The 18988-nt window shown below is 61.6% G+C and carries 17 protein-coding genes; 7 read left to right on the top strand and 10 right to left on the bottom strand.

Annotation, left to right across the window (positions count from 1 at the left end):
* Nucleotides 1–53 precede the first annotated feature (53 nt).
* From rseP to rpsB, 8 genes are all read right to left on the bottom strand, one after another.
* Nucleotides 54–1406 carry an RIP metalloprotease RseP gene (gene rseP, locus LIX93_RS15525; protein WP_226504951.1) on the bottom strand — a complete coding sequence of 451 codons (1353 nt, stop codon included), beginning with the start codon at nt 1404–1406 and terminating at the stop codon, nt 54–56.
* 81 nt (nt 1407–1487) lie between these two features.
* Nucleotides 1488–2678: a 1-deoxy-D-xylulose-5-phosphate reductoisomerase gene (ispC, locus tag LIX93_RS15520; protein WP_226504950.1), complete on the bottom strand. Its 1191-nt coding sequence runs from the start codon at nt 2676–2678 to the stop codon at nt 1488–1490.
* Nucleotides 2675–3490 (bottom strand): phosphatidate cytidylyltransferase, encoded by an 816-nt coding sequence (locus LIX93_RS15515; protein ID WP_226504949.1) that lies wholly within the window; start codon nt 3488–3490, stop codon nt 2675–2677. The genes ispC and LIX93_RS15515 overlap by 4 nt, the downstream gene beginning before the upstream one ends.
* Nucleotides 3490–4248 (bottom strand): polyprenyl diphosphate synthase, encoded by a 759-nt coding sequence (gene uppS, locus LIX93_RS15510; RefSeq protein WP_226504948.1) that lies wholly within the window; start codon nt 4246–4248, stop codon nt 3490–3492. The genes LIX93_RS15515 and uppS overlap by 1 nt, the downstream gene beginning before the upstream one ends.
* A gap of 17 nt (nt 4249–4265) precedes the next feature.
* A complete protein-coding gene (gene frr / locus LIX93_RS15505; RefSeq protein WP_226504947.1) occupies nt 4266–4823 on the bottom strand; it encodes a ribosome recycling factor in 558 nt (185 codons plus the stop codon).
* Complete coding sequence (gene pyrH, locus LIX93_RS15500) at nt 4820–5563, bottom strand: UMP kinase (protein ID WP_226504946.1); 744 nt, start codon at nt 5561–5563, stop codon at nt 4820–4822. The genes frr and pyrH overlap by 4 nt, the downstream gene beginning before the upstream one ends.
* 203 nt (nt 5564–5766) lie before the next feature.
* Nucleotides 5767–6630: a translation elongation factor Ts gene (gene tsf / locus LIX93_RS15495; RefSeq protein WP_226504945.1), complete on the bottom strand. Its 864-nt coding sequence runs from the start codon at nt 6628–6630 to the stop codon at nt 5767–5769.
* A 197-nt stretch (nt 6631–6827) separates the two neighbouring features.
* Nucleotides 6828–7568 (bottom strand): 30S ribosomal protein S2, encoded by a 741-nt coding sequence (rpsB, locus tag LIX93_RS15490; RefSeq protein ID WP_226504944.1) that lies wholly within the window; start codon nt 7566–7568, stop codon nt 6828–6830.
* Between the two features lie 361 nt (nt 7569–7929).
* On the opposite strand from rpsB, the gene map reads away from it, so the two are divergent.
* The 3 genes from map (at nt 7930) to dapC (ending at nt 12749) form a co-directional block, all read left to right on the top strand.
* Entirely contained in the window at nt 7930–8709 is a 780-nt protein-coding gene (map, locus tag LIX93_RS15485; protein ID WP_226504943.1) for a type I methionyl aminopeptidase, read from the top strand.
* A 136-nt stretch (nt 8710–8845) separates the two neighbouring features.
* The gene (locus LIX93_RS15480; RefSeq protein WP_226504942.1) at nt 8846–11539 is read left to right on the top strand and encodes a [protein-PII] uridylyltransferase; all 2694 of its coding nucleotides are present in this window, start codon (nt 8846–8848) and stop codon (nt 11537–11539) included.
* Between the two features lie 13 nt (nt 11540–11552).
* Complete coding sequence (gene dapC, locus LIX93_RS15475; protein ID WP_226504941.1) at nt 11553–12749, top strand: succinyldiaminopimelate transaminase; 1197 nt, start codon at nt 11553–11555, stop codon at nt 12747–12749.
* A 57-nt stretch (nt 12750–12806) separates the two neighbouring features.
* Here dapC and LIX93_RS15470 read toward each other — a convergent pair whose 3' ends face one another.
* Nucleotides 12807–14444, bottom strand: coding sequence for a Na+/H+ antiporter (locus LIX93_RS15470; protein ID WP_226504940.1), 1638 nt, complete (start codon nt 14442–14444; stop codon nt 12807–12809).
* A 291-nt stretch (nt 14445–14735) separates the two neighbouring features.
* On the opposite strand from LIX93_RS15470, the gene LIX93_RS15465 reads away from it, so the two are divergent.
* Genes LIX93_RS15465 through LIX93_RS15450 form a run of 4 tightly spaced genes read left to right on the top strand, consistent with a single transcriptional unit; the run spans nt 14736 to nt 17831 of the window.
* On the top strand, nt 14736–15083 hold the full coding sequence (locus LIX93_RS15465; RefSeq protein WP_226504939.1) for an ArsC family reductase: 348 nt from the start codon (nt 14736–14738) through the stop codon (nt 15081–15083).
* A gap of 45 nt (nt 15084–15128) precedes the next feature.
* On the top strand, nt 15129–16163 hold the full coding sequence (gene dapD / locus LIX93_RS15460) for a 2,3,4,5-tetrahydropyridine-2,6-dicarboxylate N-succinyltransferase (protein ID WP_226504938.1): 1035 nt from the start codon (nt 15129–15131) through the stop codon (nt 16161–16163).
* Nucleotides 16164–16215: 52 nt separating this feature from the next.
* Nucleotides 16216–17421 (top strand): cysteine desulfurase, encoded by a 1206-nt coding sequence (locus LIX93_RS15455; protein ID WP_226504937.1) that lies wholly within the window; start codon nt 16216–16218, stop codon nt 17419–17421.
* Complete coding sequence (locus tag LIX93_RS15450; protein ID WP_226504936.1) at nt 17418–17831, top strand: SufE family protein; 414 nt, start codon at nt 17418–17420, stop codon at nt 17829–17831. The genes LIX93_RS15455 and LIX93_RS15450 overlap by 4 nt, the downstream gene beginning before the upstream one ends.
* A gap of 246 nt (nt 17832–18077) precedes the next feature.
* Here the strand turns inward: LIX93_RS15450 and tcdA are convergent, their stop codons facing one another.
* A complete protein-coding gene (gene tcdA, locus LIX93_RS15445; RefSeq protein WP_226504935.1) occupies nt 18078–18875 on the bottom strand; it encodes a tRNA cyclic N6-threonylcarbamoyladenosine(37) synthase TcdA in 798 nt (265 codons plus the stop codon).
* Nucleotides 18876–18988 lie beyond the last annotated feature (113 nt).

Raw genomic sequence — 18988 nt, 5'->3', positions numbered from 1 at the left:
CTGGCAATAAACAAACTGCCGCTTATGCGGCAGGTTCGCAATTGAGCTAAGCTTTACAGTCGACCCAAATCGTTGATCAGGGCCAGTAACATCACCCCGACTACCAAACTGATACCGATTTGGATCCCCCAACCTTGTACCCGATCCGAGACTGGGCGACCACGCACCCACTCGATCAGGTAGAACAGCAAATGCCCCCCATCCAGTACCGGGATGGGCAGCAAATTAAGAACTCCCAGGCTAATGCTCAGGTAGGCGAGGAAATTCAAGAAATCCCCCATGCCTGACTGGGCTGAAGCGCCCGCCACTTTAGCAATGGTTATCGGTCCACTCAAGTTTTTTACCGAGAGCTCGCCGAACAACATTTTCTTCAGTGAATCAAGGGTCAGGACACTCATGGTCCAGGTCCGTCGAGCGCCTTCGACCACCGCGTCCAGCGGCCCGTAACGAACCTCGCGCAGCATGCCTGGCGGCCATTCGCCGCCCTTGACGCCCGCCCCGAGGTAACCCGCCAGGGCCTTGCCTTCACCGCGATGCGCCAAGGTCACCGGCACATCGATTTGGGTGCCATCACGCTGCACCTGCAACACGACCTTGGCATCCGGGCGCTGACGAACGGCATCCACCAGCGACTGCCAATCGGTAATGGCTGCACCATCAAGGGTCAGCAACCGATCCCCGCTCTTCAGACCAGCGGCGGCGCCAGGCCCTTCTGGATCGATCTCCGCCAGCACCGGTTCGACCACCGGGCGCCAGGGCTGAATACCCAGGGACTTGATCGGATCGGGCTCATCGGAGCCTTTGAGCCAACCGTCGAGCTTGACGGTATGGCTGACGGCATTCGAAGCGCCTTCGTCCTGTACGCCGATCTGCAGCGAGCCGGTCTCGCCCAGACGCCTGACCAGCTCGAGATTGACCCCGGCCCAGCCGCGCACCGCCTCGCCATCGACTGCGACAATTTCCTGGCCCGCGCTCAAGCCCGCCTGCGCCGCCATGCTGCCCGGCTCGACGCTACCGATGACCGGTCGCACCTGCTGACTGCCGACCATCGCCAGAATCCAGAAGAACACCAGAGCCAACAGGAAATTGGCGATCGGCCCAGCCGCAACGATGGCGATGCGCTGACCGACCTTCTTGCGATTGAACGACTGCTCGACCAGATGCGCGGGCACCTCGCCCTCGCGCTCGTCGAGCATCTTCACGTAGCCGCCCAGCGGAATGGCAGCCACTACGTATTCAGTGCCTTGCTTGTCACTCCAGCGCAGCAACGGCATGCCGAAGCCTACGGAAAACCGCAGGACCTTGACGCCGCAGCGGCGGGCCACCCAGAAATGGCCGAATTCGTGAAACGTCACCAGCACGCCCAGCGCCACCAGCGTGCCAACAATCATGTAGAGCGCACTCATAGGAGTCTCCCGTCAGTCGCGCACCGCAATGGAGAGCCGCATTCCGGCCGGCACTCTATCACTAAAATTGTCATCGAAACGTCAACGGCCATGACGTGCCAGCCACTGACCTGCCAGCTCACGCGCTTTGCCATCGGCCTCGAATACTGCCTCAAGATCATCCAGCGCGACGACCGGCTGCTGCTGCAGAACGGCCTCGATCATGCTTGCTATCTGCGGGTAGCGCAGGCGCCCCTGCAGAAAGGCCTCGACGGCGACCTCGTTGGCGGCATTGAGCAGAGCCGGCGCGCTTTGACCCGCCTGGGCCGCTTCACGGGCCAGACGCAGGCACGGGAAACGCACTTCGTCGGGCGCTTCGAAATCCAGCCGGGCGATAGCGAACAAATCCAGCGGCGCCACACCCGAATCGATCCGCTCGGGCCAGGCCAAGGCATTGGCGATCGGCGTGCGCATGTCGGGGTTGCCCAATTGCGCCAGGACCGAGCCATCGACATAGTCGACCAGCGAGTGAATGACGCTTTGCGGGTGCACCACGACCTCGACCTGCTCCGGACGCGCATCGAACAACCAGCAGGCCTCGATCAATTCGAGGCCTTTGTTCATCATGCTGGCGGAATCAACGGAAATCTTGCGCCCCATCGACCAGTTAGGGTGCGCGCAAGCCTGGTCGGGAGTGACCTGCTGCAACTCCGGCAGCGGCGTGCAGCGAAACGGCCCGCCCGAGGCCGTCAGCAGGATACGCCGCACACCCACGCTTGCCAGCCCCTGCCCGTAATGCGACGGCAAACACTGGAAGATTGCATTGTGTTCGCTATCGATAGGCAGCAGCACCGCACCGCTCGTGCGGACCGCCTGCATGAACAAGGCCCCGGACATGACCAGGGCCTCCTTGTTGGCCAACAGCACCTTCTTGCCCGCCTTGACCGCGGCCAGGGTCGGGCGCAACCCTGCTGCACCGACGATCGCGGCCATTACCGCATCGACCTCACCGGCCTCGGACACATCGCACAGCGCCTGCTCGCCGACCAGCACCTCAGTACTCGACCCTGCCGTCCGCAAGCCCTCACGCAGCGTGACCGCAGCGTTTTCGTCAGGCACCACGGCAAAGCGTGGCGCATGACGCAGGCACAATGCCAACAGCTGCGCCAGGCGCGAGTAACCACTCAAGGCGAACACTTGGTAACGCTGCGGGTGTCGAGCAATGACGTCCAGGGTACTCAGACCGATAGACCCGGTGGCACCCAGTACTGTAATCAGTTGTGGCTGGCTCACTGGATGCCCCAACCGGCAATCCACAACAGTACCGCGAACACCGGAATGGCGGCGGTAAGGCTGTCGATGCGATCCAGCACGCCGCCGTGACCCGGCAGCAGATTACTGCTGTCCTTGATGCCGGCGCGACGCTTGAACATGCTTTCGGTCAGATCGCCGACCACTGAAATGAACACCACGATGGCCGCCGCCACCAGCGCCCCGAGCAACTGGCGAGCGGTGAAATGGTAAGTCAGGCCGACCACCAGGGTCACCAGCAGGCACACGGCCAGGCCGCCATACACGCCTTCCCAACTTTTGCCAGGGCTGACCTGAGGGGCAAGCTTGCGCTTGCCGAAGGCACGCCCTGTGAAATAGGCGCCCACATCGGCGCCCCAGACCAGCACCATGACCGCCAGAATCAACCAGTTGCCAAGCGGCAGCGCCTTGATATAAACCAGCCCCTGCCAAGCAGGCAGCAGCACCAACAACCCGATCACCAGGCGGCGCACGCTACCCTTCCAGTGCTCGGCGGAAGTCGGATAGGTCAGCACCAGCCGCGTGGCCAGCGCCCACCATGCCACCGCTGCCGCCAGCACCCAGGGCGCCAGTACCGGCGCGTGATGCAGGATCGTCAACAGGACGGCGACTACCGCAGCGAAAACGCAGCGAGCGCCCTGCCCTTCGAAACCGGCGAGGCGAGCCCACTCCCATGCACCCAGAGTGACCACTACGCCGATGAACAGTGAGAATTTCCCGCCGTCGAGCAGGAAAAAACCGCACAAGGCGATCGGCAGCAGAATCAAGGCAGTGATGATTCGTTGTTTAAGCATTAAACCCGGGCCCCAGCCTCGACCTGATCGCCCGTTCTACCGAAACGACGCTGACGAGAAGCGAAATCGGCCAACGCAGTGCGCATGGCCTCGTGTTTGAAGTCCGGCCAGAACAGGTCGGAGAAATACAGCTCGGCGTATGCCAGCTGCCACAACAGAAAGTTACTGATGCGATGCTCGCCACCGGTGCGAATGCACAGGTCCGGCAACGGCAGATCGCCCGTCGCCAGGCAGGTCTGCAACAGTTGCGGGGTGATGTCCTCAGGCTGCAGATGACCACCCTGAACTTCACGCGCCAGCCGCTGAGCAGCCTGAGCGATATCCCACTGACCACCGTAATTGGCAGCGATCTGCAGGATGAAACGCCCCTCCCCCGCCGTCTGCGCCTCGGCCTCGCGCATGGCGGCCTGCAGTTCCGGATGGAACCGCGAGCGATCGCCAATGATGCGCAAGCTGATACGGTTGTCGTTCAACCGCCGCGCCTCACGACGCAGGGCGGTGAAAAACAGCTCCATCAAGGCCCCGACCTCTTCGGCCGGGCGCTGCCAATTCTCACTGGAGAACGCGAACAGGGTCAGCACCTCGACCTTGGCCTCGGCACACACTTCGATCACCGCGCGGACGGCGTCCACGCCTGCCTTGTGCCCGGCGACACCGGGCAGCAGGCGTTTTTTCGCCCAACGGTTATTACCATCCATGATAATCGCGACGTGTCGCGGTACCGAGGATAGCGGCACAGCCTGCTTGGTCTTTTCCATGAAGGCGTCCTGACCCCTTATACGGCCATCAGGTCCTTTTCTTTATCTTCCGTGGCCTTGGTGATCTGGGCCTCGGAGTCTTTGGTCAGCTTGTCGATATCGGCAACGGCACGACGTTCTTCGTCTTCGCTGATTTCCTTGTCCTTGACCAGTTTCTTCAGGTCACCCAAGGCATCACGACGAATATTGCGCACGGCAACACGCGCATCTTCAGCAGCGCTGCGTGCCTGCTTGGTGAAGCCCTTGCGGGTCTCTTCGGTCAGGGCTGGCATGGAGATCAGCAGCAATTCGCCAAGGTTGGTCGGATTGAGGTTCAGACCGGCGCTCTGGATCGCCTTGTCGACGGCGCCGAGCATGTTGCGCTCAAAGGCAACCACTTGCAGGGTGCGCGCATCCTTGACCGTGATGTTGGCCACTTGGGTAATGGAGGTATCAGTACCGTAGTACGGCACCATTACGCTGCCCAGAATGCTTGGGTGAGCCTTGCCGGTACGAATCTGGCCAAACGCATGGCTCAGAGACTCCAGGGACTTGTGCATGCGCTCTTGCGCGTCTTTCTTGATTTCGTTGATCATTTGTCGCCTTCCTCGATCAGAGTTCCTTCAGCGCCGCCCACTACTATGTTCAGCAAGGCGCCGGGCTTGTTCATGTTGAATACCCGCAACGGCATATTGTGATCGCGGCACAGGCAGATGGCCGTCAGGTCCATCACGCCCAGCTTGCGATCCAGTACTTCATCGTACGTCAGGCGGTCAAATTTCTCAGCATGCGGATCCTTGAATGGATCGGCAGTGTACACACCATCGACCTTGGTCGCTTTCAACACCACATCGGCGCCGATTTCGATGGCCCGCAGGCAAGCGGCCGAGTCGGTGGTGAAGAAAGGGTTGCCGGTACCGGCAGCAAAGATCACCACATCGCCCGACTTGAGCAGGCGGTCAGCCTTGCGGCGGTCGTAGTGATCGGTCACACCGACCATGGTAATGGCGGACATGACGATGGCAGGAATGTTCGAGCGCTCCAACGCATCGCGCATGGCCAAGGCGTTCATGACCGTGGCCAGCATGCCCATATGGTCGCCCGTGACCCGATCCATGCCGGCCGCACTGAGCGCCGCACCACGAAACAGGTTGCCGCCGCCGATCACCAGACCGACCTGAACACCGATACCTACCAACTGCCCTACTTCCAGGGCCATGCGATCCAGTACTTTCGGATCGATGCCGAACTCTTCCGAGCCCATCAGGGCCTCGCCGCTCAGTTTGAGCAAGATGCGTTTATAGCGAGGTTGACGACCACTCACCTGCTGAGCCATTGCGAGTTTCTCCTGCGGCATTGTGAAAATTCTTTGCGGACCCATGACAGGCCAGCGCTAACTACTCTAGCTGGGCGCCATTTCAGCGCCATCGGCTCCCGGCCTTGCGGGCAGGAAAACCGTTCCAAACTGTTTCGCGCCTTGAAAAAGAGGCTGCGCGCGTAAGCGGGCAGCCTCTTCGGGGCGACAAATGTAACTAAGCCTTACTGCTTGCTGGCAGCCACTTGAGCCGCAACTTCTGCAGCGAAGTCGTCGACCGGCTTCTCGATACCATCACCTACCTTGAAGTAGGTGAAGGAAACGATTTCAGCACCGGCTTTCTTGGCCAGTTCGCCGACCTTGACTTCAGGGTTCTTGACGAACGCCTGCTCGACCAGGGACGCCTCAGCGAGGAACTTGCTGATACGGCCTTTGACCATGTTTTCAACGATGTTATCAGGCTTGCCTTTGATTTTCTCTTCGTTGAGGCTCAGGAACACGGCTTTTTCGCGTTCGATGGCTTCAGCCGAAACTTCCGATGGCAGCAGGAATTCAGGGTTGCTGGCCGCTACGTGCATAGCGATGTCCTTGGCCAGTTCAACGTTGCCGCCTTTAAGAGCAACCACAACGCCGATCTTGTTGCCGTGCAGGTAGGCACCCACAACGTCGCCTTCGATGCGAGTCAGGCGACGGATATTGACGTTCTCGCCTACTTTACCGACCAGCACCAGACGATCGGCTTCTTGAGCAGCGATCAGCGGAGCGACGTCAGTCAGTTTGTCAGCGAAAGCTTTCTCGACGCTGGCAGCGACGAAGCTCTTGAAGTCATCTTGCAGGGCCAGGAAGTCGGTCTGCGAGTTGACTTCGAGGATAACGGCAGCCTTGCCGTCTTCCTTGATAGCGATAGCGCCTTCAGCGGCAACGTTGCCAGCTTTCTTGGCAGCCTTGATGGCACCCGAAGCACGCATGTCGTCGATGGCTTTTTCGATGTCGCCGCCGGCCTTGGTCAGGGCCTTCTTGCAGTCCATCATGCCTTCGCCGGTGCGCTCGCGCAGTTCTTTGACCAACGCTGCAGTAATCTCTGCCATTTCAAAATCCTCTTTGGATAGGTTTTCAACCATTCCACCCGATGAGTCGGGCGCTCAATTCGTCGAACGGTACCAGCGGCGGCGTGACGGTTTTGCAACGGTGTCAGCGCAATCAACCTGCCAGTACGTTCTGGAGGTGGCAAAAAGGGGGCCTAGCCCCCTTTTTGCGTACTGAGTCAACGCTTGGCGTTAACGACTCAGCCTTCTACCGCTGCAGCAGGAGCGTCCTGGACGTACTCTTCAGTACCGCCAGCGACGTGGTTGCGGCCACGGACAACAGCGTCAGCCATTGCGCCCATGTACAGCTGGATGGCGCGAATGGCGTCGTCGTTACCAGGGATGATGTAGTCAACGCCTTCAGGGCTGCTGTTGGTATCGACGATGCCGATGACCGGGATGCCCAGCTTGTTGGCTTCGGTGATCGCGATGCGCTCGTGATCAACGTCGATTACGAACAGAGCGTCTGGCAGACCGCCCATGTCCTTGATACCACCCAGGGAACGATCGAGCTTCTCAAGATCGCGAGTGCGCATCAGCGCTTCTTTCTTGGTCAGCTTGGCGAAAGTACCGTCTTCGGCTTGCACTTCAAGGTCACGCAGACGCTTGATGGAAGCACGAATGGTTTTGAAGTTGGTCAGCATGCCGCCCAACCAGCGGTGGTCGACGTACGGCGAACCGCAACGTGCTGCTTCTTCAGCAACGATCTTGCCAGCCGAACGCTTGGTGCCGACGAACAGGATCTTGTTTTTGCCCTGGGCCAGGCGCTCAACGAAAGTCAGAGCTTCGTTGAACATTGGCAGGGTTTTTTCAAGGTTGATGATGTGGATCTTGTTACGCGCGCCGAAAATGTACTTACCCATTTTCGGATTCCAGTAACGGGTTTGGTGACCGAAGTGCACACCGGCCTTCAGCATATCGCGCATATTGACTTGGGACATGATAGTTCCTTGATAAGTCGGGTTAGGCCTCCACGTATCCCAATGACCAACCCGCAGCATCAGCTGAGGCACCCAGGTCATCGTGTCGACACGTGTGTGGGTTTGTTCGCGAACAGGGTCAACCCCTGAAAGCGGCGCACTTTATACCATACAATCGGATCCGGATAAACCCGAAAAACGATGCCGAGCAGGCTTTTGCACCATTGGCGCAATCGCGCGACAATGAGCGCCTGTTTACCTCCTTATATAGAGGGTGGAACGAGCGGCGTCGGCCGGTCACGGGAGAATTGCCGTGACCTCTGGTAGAATCGCCCTCTAGCCCCAAGTTTACAAGCGCCGTCGCGCACCGAGAGAGCCTGTAATGACTGTCACGATCAAATCGTTTGAAGACATCGAGAAAATGCGCATCGCCGGCCGTCTGGCTGCCGACGTGCTGGAAATGATCCGCCCACATGTCAAAGCTGGCGTGACTACCGAAGCGCTCGATCGCCTCTGCCACGACTATATAGTCAACGAGCAGAAGGCCATCCCCGCGCCGCTCAACTATAAAGGTTTTCCGAAGTCGATCTGCACCTCGATCAATCACGTGGTGTGCCACGGCATCCCGAATGAAAAGCCGCTCAAGGACGGCGATGTGCTTAACATCGACGTCACTGTGATCAAGGACGGCTACCACGGCGACACCAGCGCGATGTTCCACGTCGGCACCGTGCCCGTGTGGGCCGAGCGCCTGTCGCAGATCACTCAGGAATGCATGTATAAGGCCATCGAGCTGGTCAAGCCGGGCTGCCGCTTGGGTGACATCGGCGAAGTGATCCAGAAGCACGCGGAAAAAAATGGTTTTTCAGTGGTGCGCGAATTTTGCGGTCACGGCATCGGCAAGGTATTCCATGAGGAGCCGCAAGTGCTGCACTACGGCCGGGCCGGCACCGGCATGGAGCTACTGGAAGGCATGATCTTCACCATCGAACCGATGATCAACCAGGGCAAGGCCGATACCAAGGTGCTGGGCGACGGCTGGACGGCGATCACCAAGGATCGCAAGCTGTCGGCACAGTGGGAGCACACCATTCTGGTGACAGCGACCGGTTACGAAATCCTGACCCTGCGCAGCGATGAAACCATCGCCCGTTCGGCCTGACCCCACAGTTCAAGCCTACTGACATCCCTATGGGAGCGGCCTGCACCAGCGAAGCCTTTGAAAGCTAAAGCTTGGCTGGCAGCGCCCCCTCCCACAGGGGCCCGTGGTGCCATTGATATTCGAGGAATGCCATTCGATGCCCCAGGTGGATCCGGAGTTGTTCGATCGCGGTCAGTTCCAGGCCGAACTCGCGCTCAAGTCGAGCCCGATCGCAGCGTTCAAGAAAGCCATCCGCCAGGCCCGCGACGTGCTCGACGCGCGCTTTCGCAGCGGTCGCGACATTCGTCGCCTGATCGAAGACCGCGCCTGGTTCGTCGATAACATCCTGCAACAAGCCTGGCAGCAGTTCGACTGGAGCGAAGAGGCCGACATCGCCCTGCTCGCCGTCGGCGGCTATGGCCGTGGTGAACTGCACCCCTATTCCGACATCGACCTGCTGATCCTGCTCGACAGCGAAGATCAGGAAGTCTTCCGCGATTCCATCGAGCGCTTCCTCACCCTGCTCTGGGACATCGGCCTGGAAGTCGGCCAGAGCGTGCGCTCGGTCAACGAATGCGCCCAAGAGGCACTGGCCGACCTCACCGTCATCACCAACCTGATGGAAAGCCGCACCATCGATGGCCCCGAAAGCCTGCGCAAGCGCATGATCGAGGTCACCAGCACCGCCCACATGTGGCCCAGCAAGGACTTTTTCCTGGCCAAGCGTGCCGAGCAGAAGACCCGCCACCACAAGTACTTCGACACCGAATACAACCTGGAGCCGAACGTCAAAGGCTCTCCAGGCGGCCTGCGCGATATCCAGACTATCCTCTGGATGGCCCGTCGTCAGTACGGCACGCTCAACCTGCACGCACTGGCCGGTGAAGGCTTTCTCGTCGAAAGCGAGAACAACCTGCTGGCCGCCTCTCAGGAGTTTCTCTGGAAGGTTCGCTACGCCCTGCACATGCTTGCCGGTCGCTCCGAAGATCGCCTGCTGTTCGACTATCAGCGCCACATCGCCGAGCTGCTGGGCTTCAAGGACACCGACGCGAAGAAGGCCATCGAGCGCTTCATGCAGCAGTATTACCGGGTAGTGATGAGCATCGCCGAGCTCAGCGACCTGATCATCCAGCATTTCGAGGAAGTGATCCTCGCCGAAGACGATTGCTGCGCCGTACAGCCGATCAACTCGCGCTTTCAGTTGCACGACGGCTATATCGAGGCGACCCACGCCAACGTGTTCAAGCGCACCCCGTTCGCCATGCTCGAAATTTTCGTGCTGATGGCGCAGACCCCTGAGATCAAGGGCGTACGGGCCGACACTATTCGCCTGATTCGCGAACATCGCCACCTGATCGATGACAGTTTCCGCCACGATATCCGCAACACCAGCCTGTTCATCGAGCTGTTCAAGTGCGAGATCGGCATCCACCGCAACCTGCGTCGCATGAACCGTTACGGCATTCTGGGCCGCTACCTGCCCGAGTTCGGCCATATCATCGGCCAGATGCAGCACGACCTGTTTCATATCTATACGGTCGACGCTCACACCCTCAATCTCATCAAGCATCTGCGCAAACTGCAGTACACCCAGGTGTCCGAGAAATTCCCGTTAGCCAGCAAGATCATGTGCAAACTGCCCAAGCCCGAGCTGATCTACCTGGCCGGGCTGTATCACGACATCGGCAAGGGGCGTAACGGTGATCACTCCGAACTTGGTGCGGTGGATGCCGAGGCGTTCTGCCAGCGCCATCAACTACCGGCGTGGGACAGCCGCCTGATCGTCTGGCTGGTGCAGAACCACCTGGTGATGTCGACCACCGCGCAGCGCAAGGATCTCTCCGACCCGCAGGTGATCCACGATTTTGCCAACCTGGTGGGCGACGATGTCCACCTCGACTATCTGTATGTGCTCACCGTGGCCGACATCAACGCCACCAACCCGAGCCTGTGGAACTCGTGGCGGGCCAGCCTGCTGCGTCAGCTCTACACCGAGACCAAGCGCGCCCTGCGCCGCGGCCTGGAGAACCCGCTGGACCGCGAAGAACAGATTCGCCAGACGCAAAGCGCAGCTCTGGATATCCTCGTGCGCGCCGGCACCGATCCCGACGAAGTGGAGCAGCTCTGGTCGCAGTTGGGCGATGACTACTTCTTGCGTCACACCGCTGGCGACGTGGCCTGGCACAGCGACGCGATCCTGCAGCAACCGGCCCACGCCGAGCCGCTGGTGCTGATCAAGGAAACCACCCAGCGCGAGTTCGAGGGCGGCACGCAGATCTTCATCTACGCGCCCGATCAGCATGACTTCTTCGCCGTGACCGTGGCCGCCATGGACCAGCTCAACCTCAACATCCATGACGCGCGCATCATCACCTCGAGCAGCCAGTTCACCCTCGACACCTACATTGTGCTCGATACCGATGGCGGCTCGATCGGCGACAATCCTGCTCGTATACAACAGATTCGCGATGGTCTGACTGAAGCCCTGCGCAATCCGGACGACTACCCGAACATCATCCAGCGCCGCGTGCCGCGCCAGCTCAAGCACTTCGCCTTCGAGCCGCAAGTGACCATCAGCAATGACGCCGGGCGCCCGGTGACAGTGCTGGAGCTCAGCGCGCCGGATCGCCCTGGCTTGCTGGCGCGCATCGGCAAGATCTTCCTGGAGTTCGACCTGTCGCTGCAAAACGCCAAGATTGCCACCCTGGGCGAGCGCGTCGAAGACGTGTTCTTTATTACCGACGCGAGCAACCAGCCGCTGTCCGACCCGCAGCTGTGCAGCCGCCTGCAGGAGTCGATCGTCGACCATCTGAAGGTCAACGGTATCGACCCCACGCGAATGAGCATTTAACGAGACCCGATCGATGAACAACGCCCTCAACCAGCTGCAGCCCTACCCGTTCGAAAAACTGCGAGCCCTGCTCGGTGGCGTGCAACCGGCTGCCGACAAGCGCCCGATCGCTCTGTCGATCGGCGAACCCAAGCACGCGTCGCCAGCCTTCGTGGCCCAGGCGCTGACCGACAACCTGGACAAGATGTCGGTGTACCCGACCACTCTAGGCGTCCCGGCTCTGCGCGAGGCCATCGGCCACTGGTGCGAGCGACGCTTCGGCGTGCCGCCGGGCTGGATCGATCCGGCCCGCCACGTGCTGCCGGTCAACGGGACCCGCGAAGCGTTGTTCGCGTTCACCCAGACCGTGGTGCAGCGCAGCGACGACGGCCTGGTGATCAGCCCCAACCCGTTCTATCAGATCTATGAAGGCGCGGCGCTGCTGGCTGGTGCCAAGCCGCACTACCTGCCCTGCCTGGACGACAACGGTTTCAATCCGGACTTCGACGCCGTGTCGGCCGAGACCTGGCAGCGCTGCCAGATCCTGTTCCTGTGCTCGCCCGGCAACCCGACGGGCGCATTGATCCCGCTGCAAACCTTGAAAAAACTGATCGCTCTGGCCGACCAGTACGACTTCGTGATCGCGGCGGACGAGTGCTACAGCGAGCTGTACTTCGACGAGCAATCCCCACCCCCGGGCCTGCTGACCGCCTGCGCGGAGCTGGGCCGCAGCGATTTCAAGCGTTGCGTGGTGTTTCATAGCCTGTCCAAGCGCTCCAACCTGCCAGGGCTGCGCTCGGGTTTCGTGGCCGGTGATGCCGAGATCCTCAAGGCCTTCCTGCTGTACCGCACCTACCACGGTTGCGCGATGCCGGTGCAAACCCAGCTGGCCAGCGTCGCTGCCTGGAACGACGAAGCCCACGTGCGAGCCAACCGCGACCTGTATCGCGAGAAGTTCGATGCGGTGCTCGACATCCTCGCCCCGGTCATGGATGTGCAACGCCCGGACGGCAGCTTCTACCTGTGGCCGAAAGTCGAGGGGGATGACGCCGAGTTCACCCGCGCGCTGTTCGAAGAGCAGCATGTGACCGTAGTGCCGGGCTCGTATCTGAGCCGCGACGTCGATGGCCTCAACCCCGGCGCCGGTCGCGTGCGCCTGGCGTTGGTCGCACCGCTGGCCGAATGCGTCGAGGCGGCGCAGCGGATCCGCGCGTTCATCCAGAGCCGCTGATCGCTGCCACTACTGTGGGACCGGTGCCTGCCCGATCCCACAGTGCTCGCGGTGCAACTACTTGCCCACCCCCAGGTTGGCCTCGTTGATATCCAGCTCGGCCAGCAACTGACGCACCACGTCATCACCAATCTGCCGTTGCCGGCGCAGGTCATACAGCTTGCGCCGCTGGGCTCGCAACGCTGCCAGACGCAAGCGCCGCTCCAACTGGTGCATTTGCAGCGCCTGCGCCTGCGCTTCTTCGGAATCGTTGATGATGTCCAGCTGATGGCGATATTCGGCCATCAACTGCGCCTTCATCTCCGTGGCCAGCGCCGCCTGCGCCGCATCTCCGCCGCTATCGCCCAGCTCCTCGGCCTCCAGCGCCTTGATCGCTTCCTGGGCCGTCTGCCGACGGGTTTCACGAACCTCGGCATGCAGCTTCTCATCCGAACCCTTGTCCATCCCCCGCAACAAGAGGGGCAACACGATGCAGGCGATGATCAGCGACAGCAGAATCACCCCGGCAGCGATGAACAGCAGCAAGTCGCGCTCGGGAAACGCGTTGTCACCCAGCAACAACGGCACCGACAAGGTACCCGCCAAGGTCACCGCACCACGCACCCCGCCAACGGTCAACAGCCAGCAGGAGCGCGCCGTCGGTACCGCAGTGATCTGCTTGGAGCCCCGCCAGCGGCGCAGCAGTACGGTCAGGCGCCACACACCTTGCACCCACACGAACCGAAGCAGCACCAGCACGATGAAAATCGCCATCACCTCCAGGGAACGCGAACTCATGCTCGACCACACATCGGTTTCGTGACTGGCAACCGCCTTGACGATATCCGGCAACTGCAGGCCGAGGATAAGGAAAATCAGGCCGTTGAACGAGAACTCCAGCAGCGACCAGACACTGCGATTAAGCAGACGCGTGGCCGTCTGCCGCGGCAGCAAGTCAAGCCAGCTCTGCATCATCCCGGCCGCCACCGCCGAGAGAATCCCCGAAGCGCCCAGACGCTCGGCCAGCACATAGGACGCAAACGGCAGCACCAGCATGAACACCACGTGGGTGGCTGGATCGTCCCAGCCGCGACTGATCATCCACACCCGCAAGCGCCCCACCAGCCAGCTCAACGCGACCCCCAGTGCCAGGCCGCCGACCGCGACCAGCACGAACGTCAGGCTGGCGTCGGCGAGGGAAAAGTAACCGGTCATGGCCGCCGCCAGGGCGAACTTGAAGGTCACCAGGCCCGACGCGTCGTTCATCAACGCTTCGCCCTGCAGGACATGCATCAACGGCGTCGGCAGACGATCCTGGGCGATGGCCGATACCGCCACGGCATCGGTCGGCGAAAGCACCGCGGCCAGGGCGAAAGCCACGGGCAGGGAGATCGACGGGATCAGCCAATGAATGAAGTAACCGGCGCCGATCACGGTGAACAGCACCAAGCCCACGGCCAGCGTCAGGATCGAACCGCGCAGGCGCCACAGCTCACGCTTGGGCATCCGCCAGCCATCGGAAAACAGCAACGGCGGCAGGAACAGAAACAGAAACAACTCCGGCTCCAACGCCACATGCAAGCCCAATGTCGGCAACGCCAGCAGCGCCCCGGCGGCAATCTGCAGAATCGGCAAGGGCAGCGGCACCAGTCTCGCGACCAGCTTGGAGAGGCTCACGAGCATGAGCAGAATGAGGACGGTATAGGCAGTTTGCATGGAGGCGACGCGGTTCCTGTGCGGGCGGATTGACCAGGACGCCTCCAGGAAGAGAAGCGTCCGCTTGGCGGTTATGGTAACGGTTTACGGCCGCGCTACGCTGCTGCACCAAGGTCGCACCATCAGATGAAACGAACTTTCATCCAGCCCCAACGCCCGCCTGGCATAACCCTGTCACCTTTCCCCCAGACGCAGTCATGGCATCGAAACACGTGATGCCGCATAATTCGTCGATCAATCTTGCGGAGAACAGGGGACGGGCGGCCAGTGCCACCCGCCCGGCGATAATCCATGGCTTACACTCTCTATGGCATCAAAGCCTGCGACACCATGAAAAAGGCCCGTACCTGGCTTGACGAAAAACCGGTCGAATATGCCTTCCATGACTACAAGACCCAGGGCATCGACCGCGAGCACCTGGCGCAGTGGTGCAACGAGCACGGCTGGCAAGTGGTGCTCAATCGCGCGGGCACCACGTTTCGCAAGCTCGAGGACGCTCAGAAGGCCGACCTCGACCAGGCCAAGGCCATCGAACTGATGCTCGCCCAGCCCTCGATGATCAAGCGCCCCGTGCTCGATCTGGGCAACAAGACCCTGATTGGCTTCAAACCCGACATTTATGCGGCGGCCGTCCAGTAAGTACTGGCACCCATGGCCCCCTTTCACTTGCAACGAGGTAATTGCATGTCCACCACTCCATTCAGCCTGGCCTTCGGCGTCGGCACTCAAAACCGCAACGGCACCTGGCTGGAGGTGTTCTACGCCCAGCCACTGCTGAACCCGCCCGGCGACCTGATCCAGGCCATCGCCCCGCTGCTGGACTACACCGGCGGCAACCAGGCCATCACCTTCACCACCGCACAGGCCTCGCAACTGGCTGAAGCGCTGAAGACCGTCGACGCGAGCCAATCGGCGCTGCTGACGCGTCTGGCCGAAAGCCATCGTCCACTGGTCGCCACTATCCTGGCCGAAGACGTCGCCTTGACGTCTACCCCTGAGGCCTACCTCAAGCTGCACCTGCTGTCCCACCGCCTGGTCAAGCCGCACGGCGTGAGCCTGGCGGGTATCTTCCCGCTGCTGCCGAACGTGGCGTGGACCAGCCAAGGCGCCATCGACCTGGGCGAGCTGGCCGAGCGTCAACTCGAAGCACGCCTGAAAGGCGAGCTGCTGGAAGTGTTCTCGGTGGACAAGTTCCCGAAAATGACCGACTACGTGGTCCCGGCCGGCGTTCGTATCGCCGACAGCGCCCGTGTGCGCCTGGGTGCCTACATCGGCGAAGGCACCACCATCATGCACGAAGGCTTCGTCAACTTTAATGCGGGCACCGAAGGCCCTGGCATGATCGAAGGTCGCGTTTCGGCAGGCGTGTTCGTCGGCAAGGGTTCCGACCTGGGCGGCGGTTGCTCGACCATGGGCACCCTGTCAGGTGGCGGCAACATCATCATCAAGGTCGGCGAAGGCTGCCTGATCGGCGCCAACGCCGGTATCGGTATCCCGCTGGGCGACCGCAATACGGTTGAGTCCGGGCTGTATGTAACCGCCGGCACCAAAGTGGCGCTGCTGGACGAAAACAACCAGTTGGTCAAAGTGGTCAAGGCCCGAGACCTGGCTGGCCAGACCGACCTGCTGTTCCGTCGCAACTCGGAAACCGGCGCTGTGGAATGCAAAACCCACAAGTCGGCCATCGAGCTGAACGAAGCGCTGCACGCTCACAACTAAGTGGCGTACCGGGGTCGCCTGCAGGCGGCCCCGACTGCCAGAGCCTATACCCATGTTCCAGCCCTCTCCCTGGCGCGCCGATTTTCCGGCCATCGCCGCCTTGCAACGCCAGCAGCAGACCTACCTGGACAGCGCTGCCACCACGCAAAAGCCCCAGGCCCTGCTCGACGCGATTGCTCACTATTACAGCCATGGCGCCGCCAACGTGCACCGTGCGCAACACCTGCCTGGCGCCATGGCGACCCAGGCGTTCGAAGGCAGCCGGGAAAAGATCGCCCAATGGCTCAATGCCCCGAGCCCCAGCCAGATCATCTTTACCCACGGAGCCACCTCGGCCCTTAATCTGCTCGCCTATGGCCTGGAGAACGAGTTTCGCCCTGGCGACGAAATCGCCATCAGCGCCCTGGAGCATCACGCCAACCTGTTGCCTTGGCAGCAGCTGGCCCAACGCCGCGGGGTGAAGTTGGTGATCTTGCCACTGACCGCCGGTGGAATGATCGACCTCGACAGCGCCGCTGCCCTGATCGGCCCTCGCACCCGCTTGCTCGCTGTCAGCCAGTTGTCCAACGTGCTCGGCACCTGGCAACCGCTGGATTCGCTGCTGGCCATGGCCCGCGCGCAGGATGCCTTGACCGTGGTCGATGGCGCTCAGGGCGTGGTCCACGGGCGGCATGACGTGCAGCAGCTCGACTGCGACTTCTATGTATTTTCCAGTCACAAGCTCTATGGCCCGGACGGCCTTGGCGCCCTGTACGGCAGTTGCCGCGGCCTGGGCCGCCTGCAGCACTGGCAGTTCGGCGGCGAAATGGTCCATACCGCCGATTACCACGTAGCCAGTTTCCATCCGGCGCCCTTGGGTTTCGAAGCCGGCACGCCGCCGATCGCCAGTGTGATCGGCCTCAGCGCCAGCCTCGACTACCTCGGCGGCCTGGATACCAAGGCCGTACTGGCCCACGAGGCGGCTTTGCATCGCCAACTGCTGCGCGGCCTGCACGACCGCGAGGGCGTGCGAGTAGTGGGTGACCCGCAGGCGGCGCTGGCCAGTTTTACCGTGGACGGCGTGCACAACGCCGACCTCGCCCACTTGCTGACCGACCAGGGTATCGCCGTGCGCGCCGGCCATCACTGCGCGATGCCGCTGCTCAAGCGCCTGGGCTTGCAGGGTGCAATCCGGGTATCGCTGGCCCTGTACAACGACAGCGATGACCTGCAGCGCTTTTTTGAAGCGCTGGACAAGGCCCTGGAAATGCTTCGATGACCCTGCCGGACGCCGCAGCCCAGGCACTGCAAGCCTTTGAGCACGCCCCCGGCTGGGAACAGAGGGCACGTCTGCTGATGCAATGGGGCGAACGCCTGGCGCCCATGAGCGAGGCTGAAAAGCGCGACGAACACCGCGTGCATGGCTGTGAAAGCCAAGTCTGGCTGAGCGCCGAGCACTTCGACGGATGCTGGCATTTCAAGGCCTACAGCGATGCGCGCTTGATCCGTGGGCTGTTGGCACTGCTGCTGGTGCGGGTCGAAGGCTTGAGTGCTGTCGAGGTCGAAGCCCTTGACCTGCCGGCCTGGTTCACCGACCTGGGCCTGGCCCGACAGCTGTCGCCGTCGCGCAGTAACGGCATGAATGCGGTGCTCAAGCGGATGCGGGAGTATCTGGCAGACATTCGCTAGGCACTCTGGCCTCTTCACAGCCGAACGCGCAACCTTGCTCCCATAGGGACCGGTCTTGAGCCGTACTTATGTGGGAGATTCTATGGTTTTGGGCAGTCAGTGCCGGCCCCTTCGCGAGCAAGCTTCGCTCCCACAGGCTTACATCGCACCACTGTGGGAGCAAGGCTTGCTCCCACAGGCTTACATCGCACCGTTGTGGGAGCAAGGCTTGCCCGCGAAGACGCCGGCCCAGTTGACACAAAACCTTCAGCGCTCCGAGGGCCGCCGCGAGCCCGCGACGAGCTTTTCCACCGCCTTGGACGCCGCCACCATGCCGAAGCTGGCGGTCACCATCATGACCGCGCCGAAGCCCCCGGCGCAGTCGAGCTTGACGCCCTCCCCCACGAAACCCTTCTGCAGGCACACGCTGCCATCGGGCAGTGGATACCGCAACTGCTCGGTGGAGTACACGCAGGGCACGCTGTAGTGCCGAGTCACATTGCGGGAAAACCCATAATCACGACGCAGCATCGAGCGCACGTTGGACGCCAGCGGATCGTTATACGTGCGGTTAAGGTCGCCGACCCGGATCAGCGTCGGATCGATCTGCCCGCCCGCGCCGCCGGTGGTGATGATGAGGATCTTGCGGCGCTTGCACCAGGCGATCAGAGCCGCCTTGGCATGGATGCTGTCGATGCAGTCGAGCACGCAGTCCATGTCCTGAGTGATGTACTCGGCCATGGTCTCGCGGGTGACGAAGTCGGCCACTGCATGCACCACGCAATCGGGGTTGATCGCCCGTAAACGCTCGGCCATCACCTCGACCTTGGACTGGCCGATCGTACCGGCCAGCGCGTGTAACTGGCGGTTGCTGTTGCTGACGCAGACGTCGTCCAGATCGAACAGCGATATCTCCCCCACGCCGCTGCGGGCCATGGCTTCGGCCGCCCACGAGCCGACCCCGCCGACACCGACGATCGCCACATGGGCATCACGCAGGCGTTGCAGCCCCTGCACGCCATACAAACGGGCGATGCCGGCAAAACGGGGATCTTGTTCACTCATGGTTCGGGCCCTCGAAATTCGGCGCGCAGTATACATGCAGACAGCCTTGCTGGCCCCTTCGCTGCCGAACGCGCCAGCCCGCTTCGCCCATGGAGATACGTTGACTTGTGGCA

This window comes from Pseudomonas sp. MWU16-30317, assembly GCF_020515695.1.
In the GTDB taxonomy this organism is placed as follows: domain Bacteria; phylum Pseudomonadota; class Gammaproteobacteria; order Pseudomonadales; family Pseudomonadaceae; genus Aquipseudomonas.
This window is presented reverse-complemented; position numbering and strand designations above follow the sequence as displayed.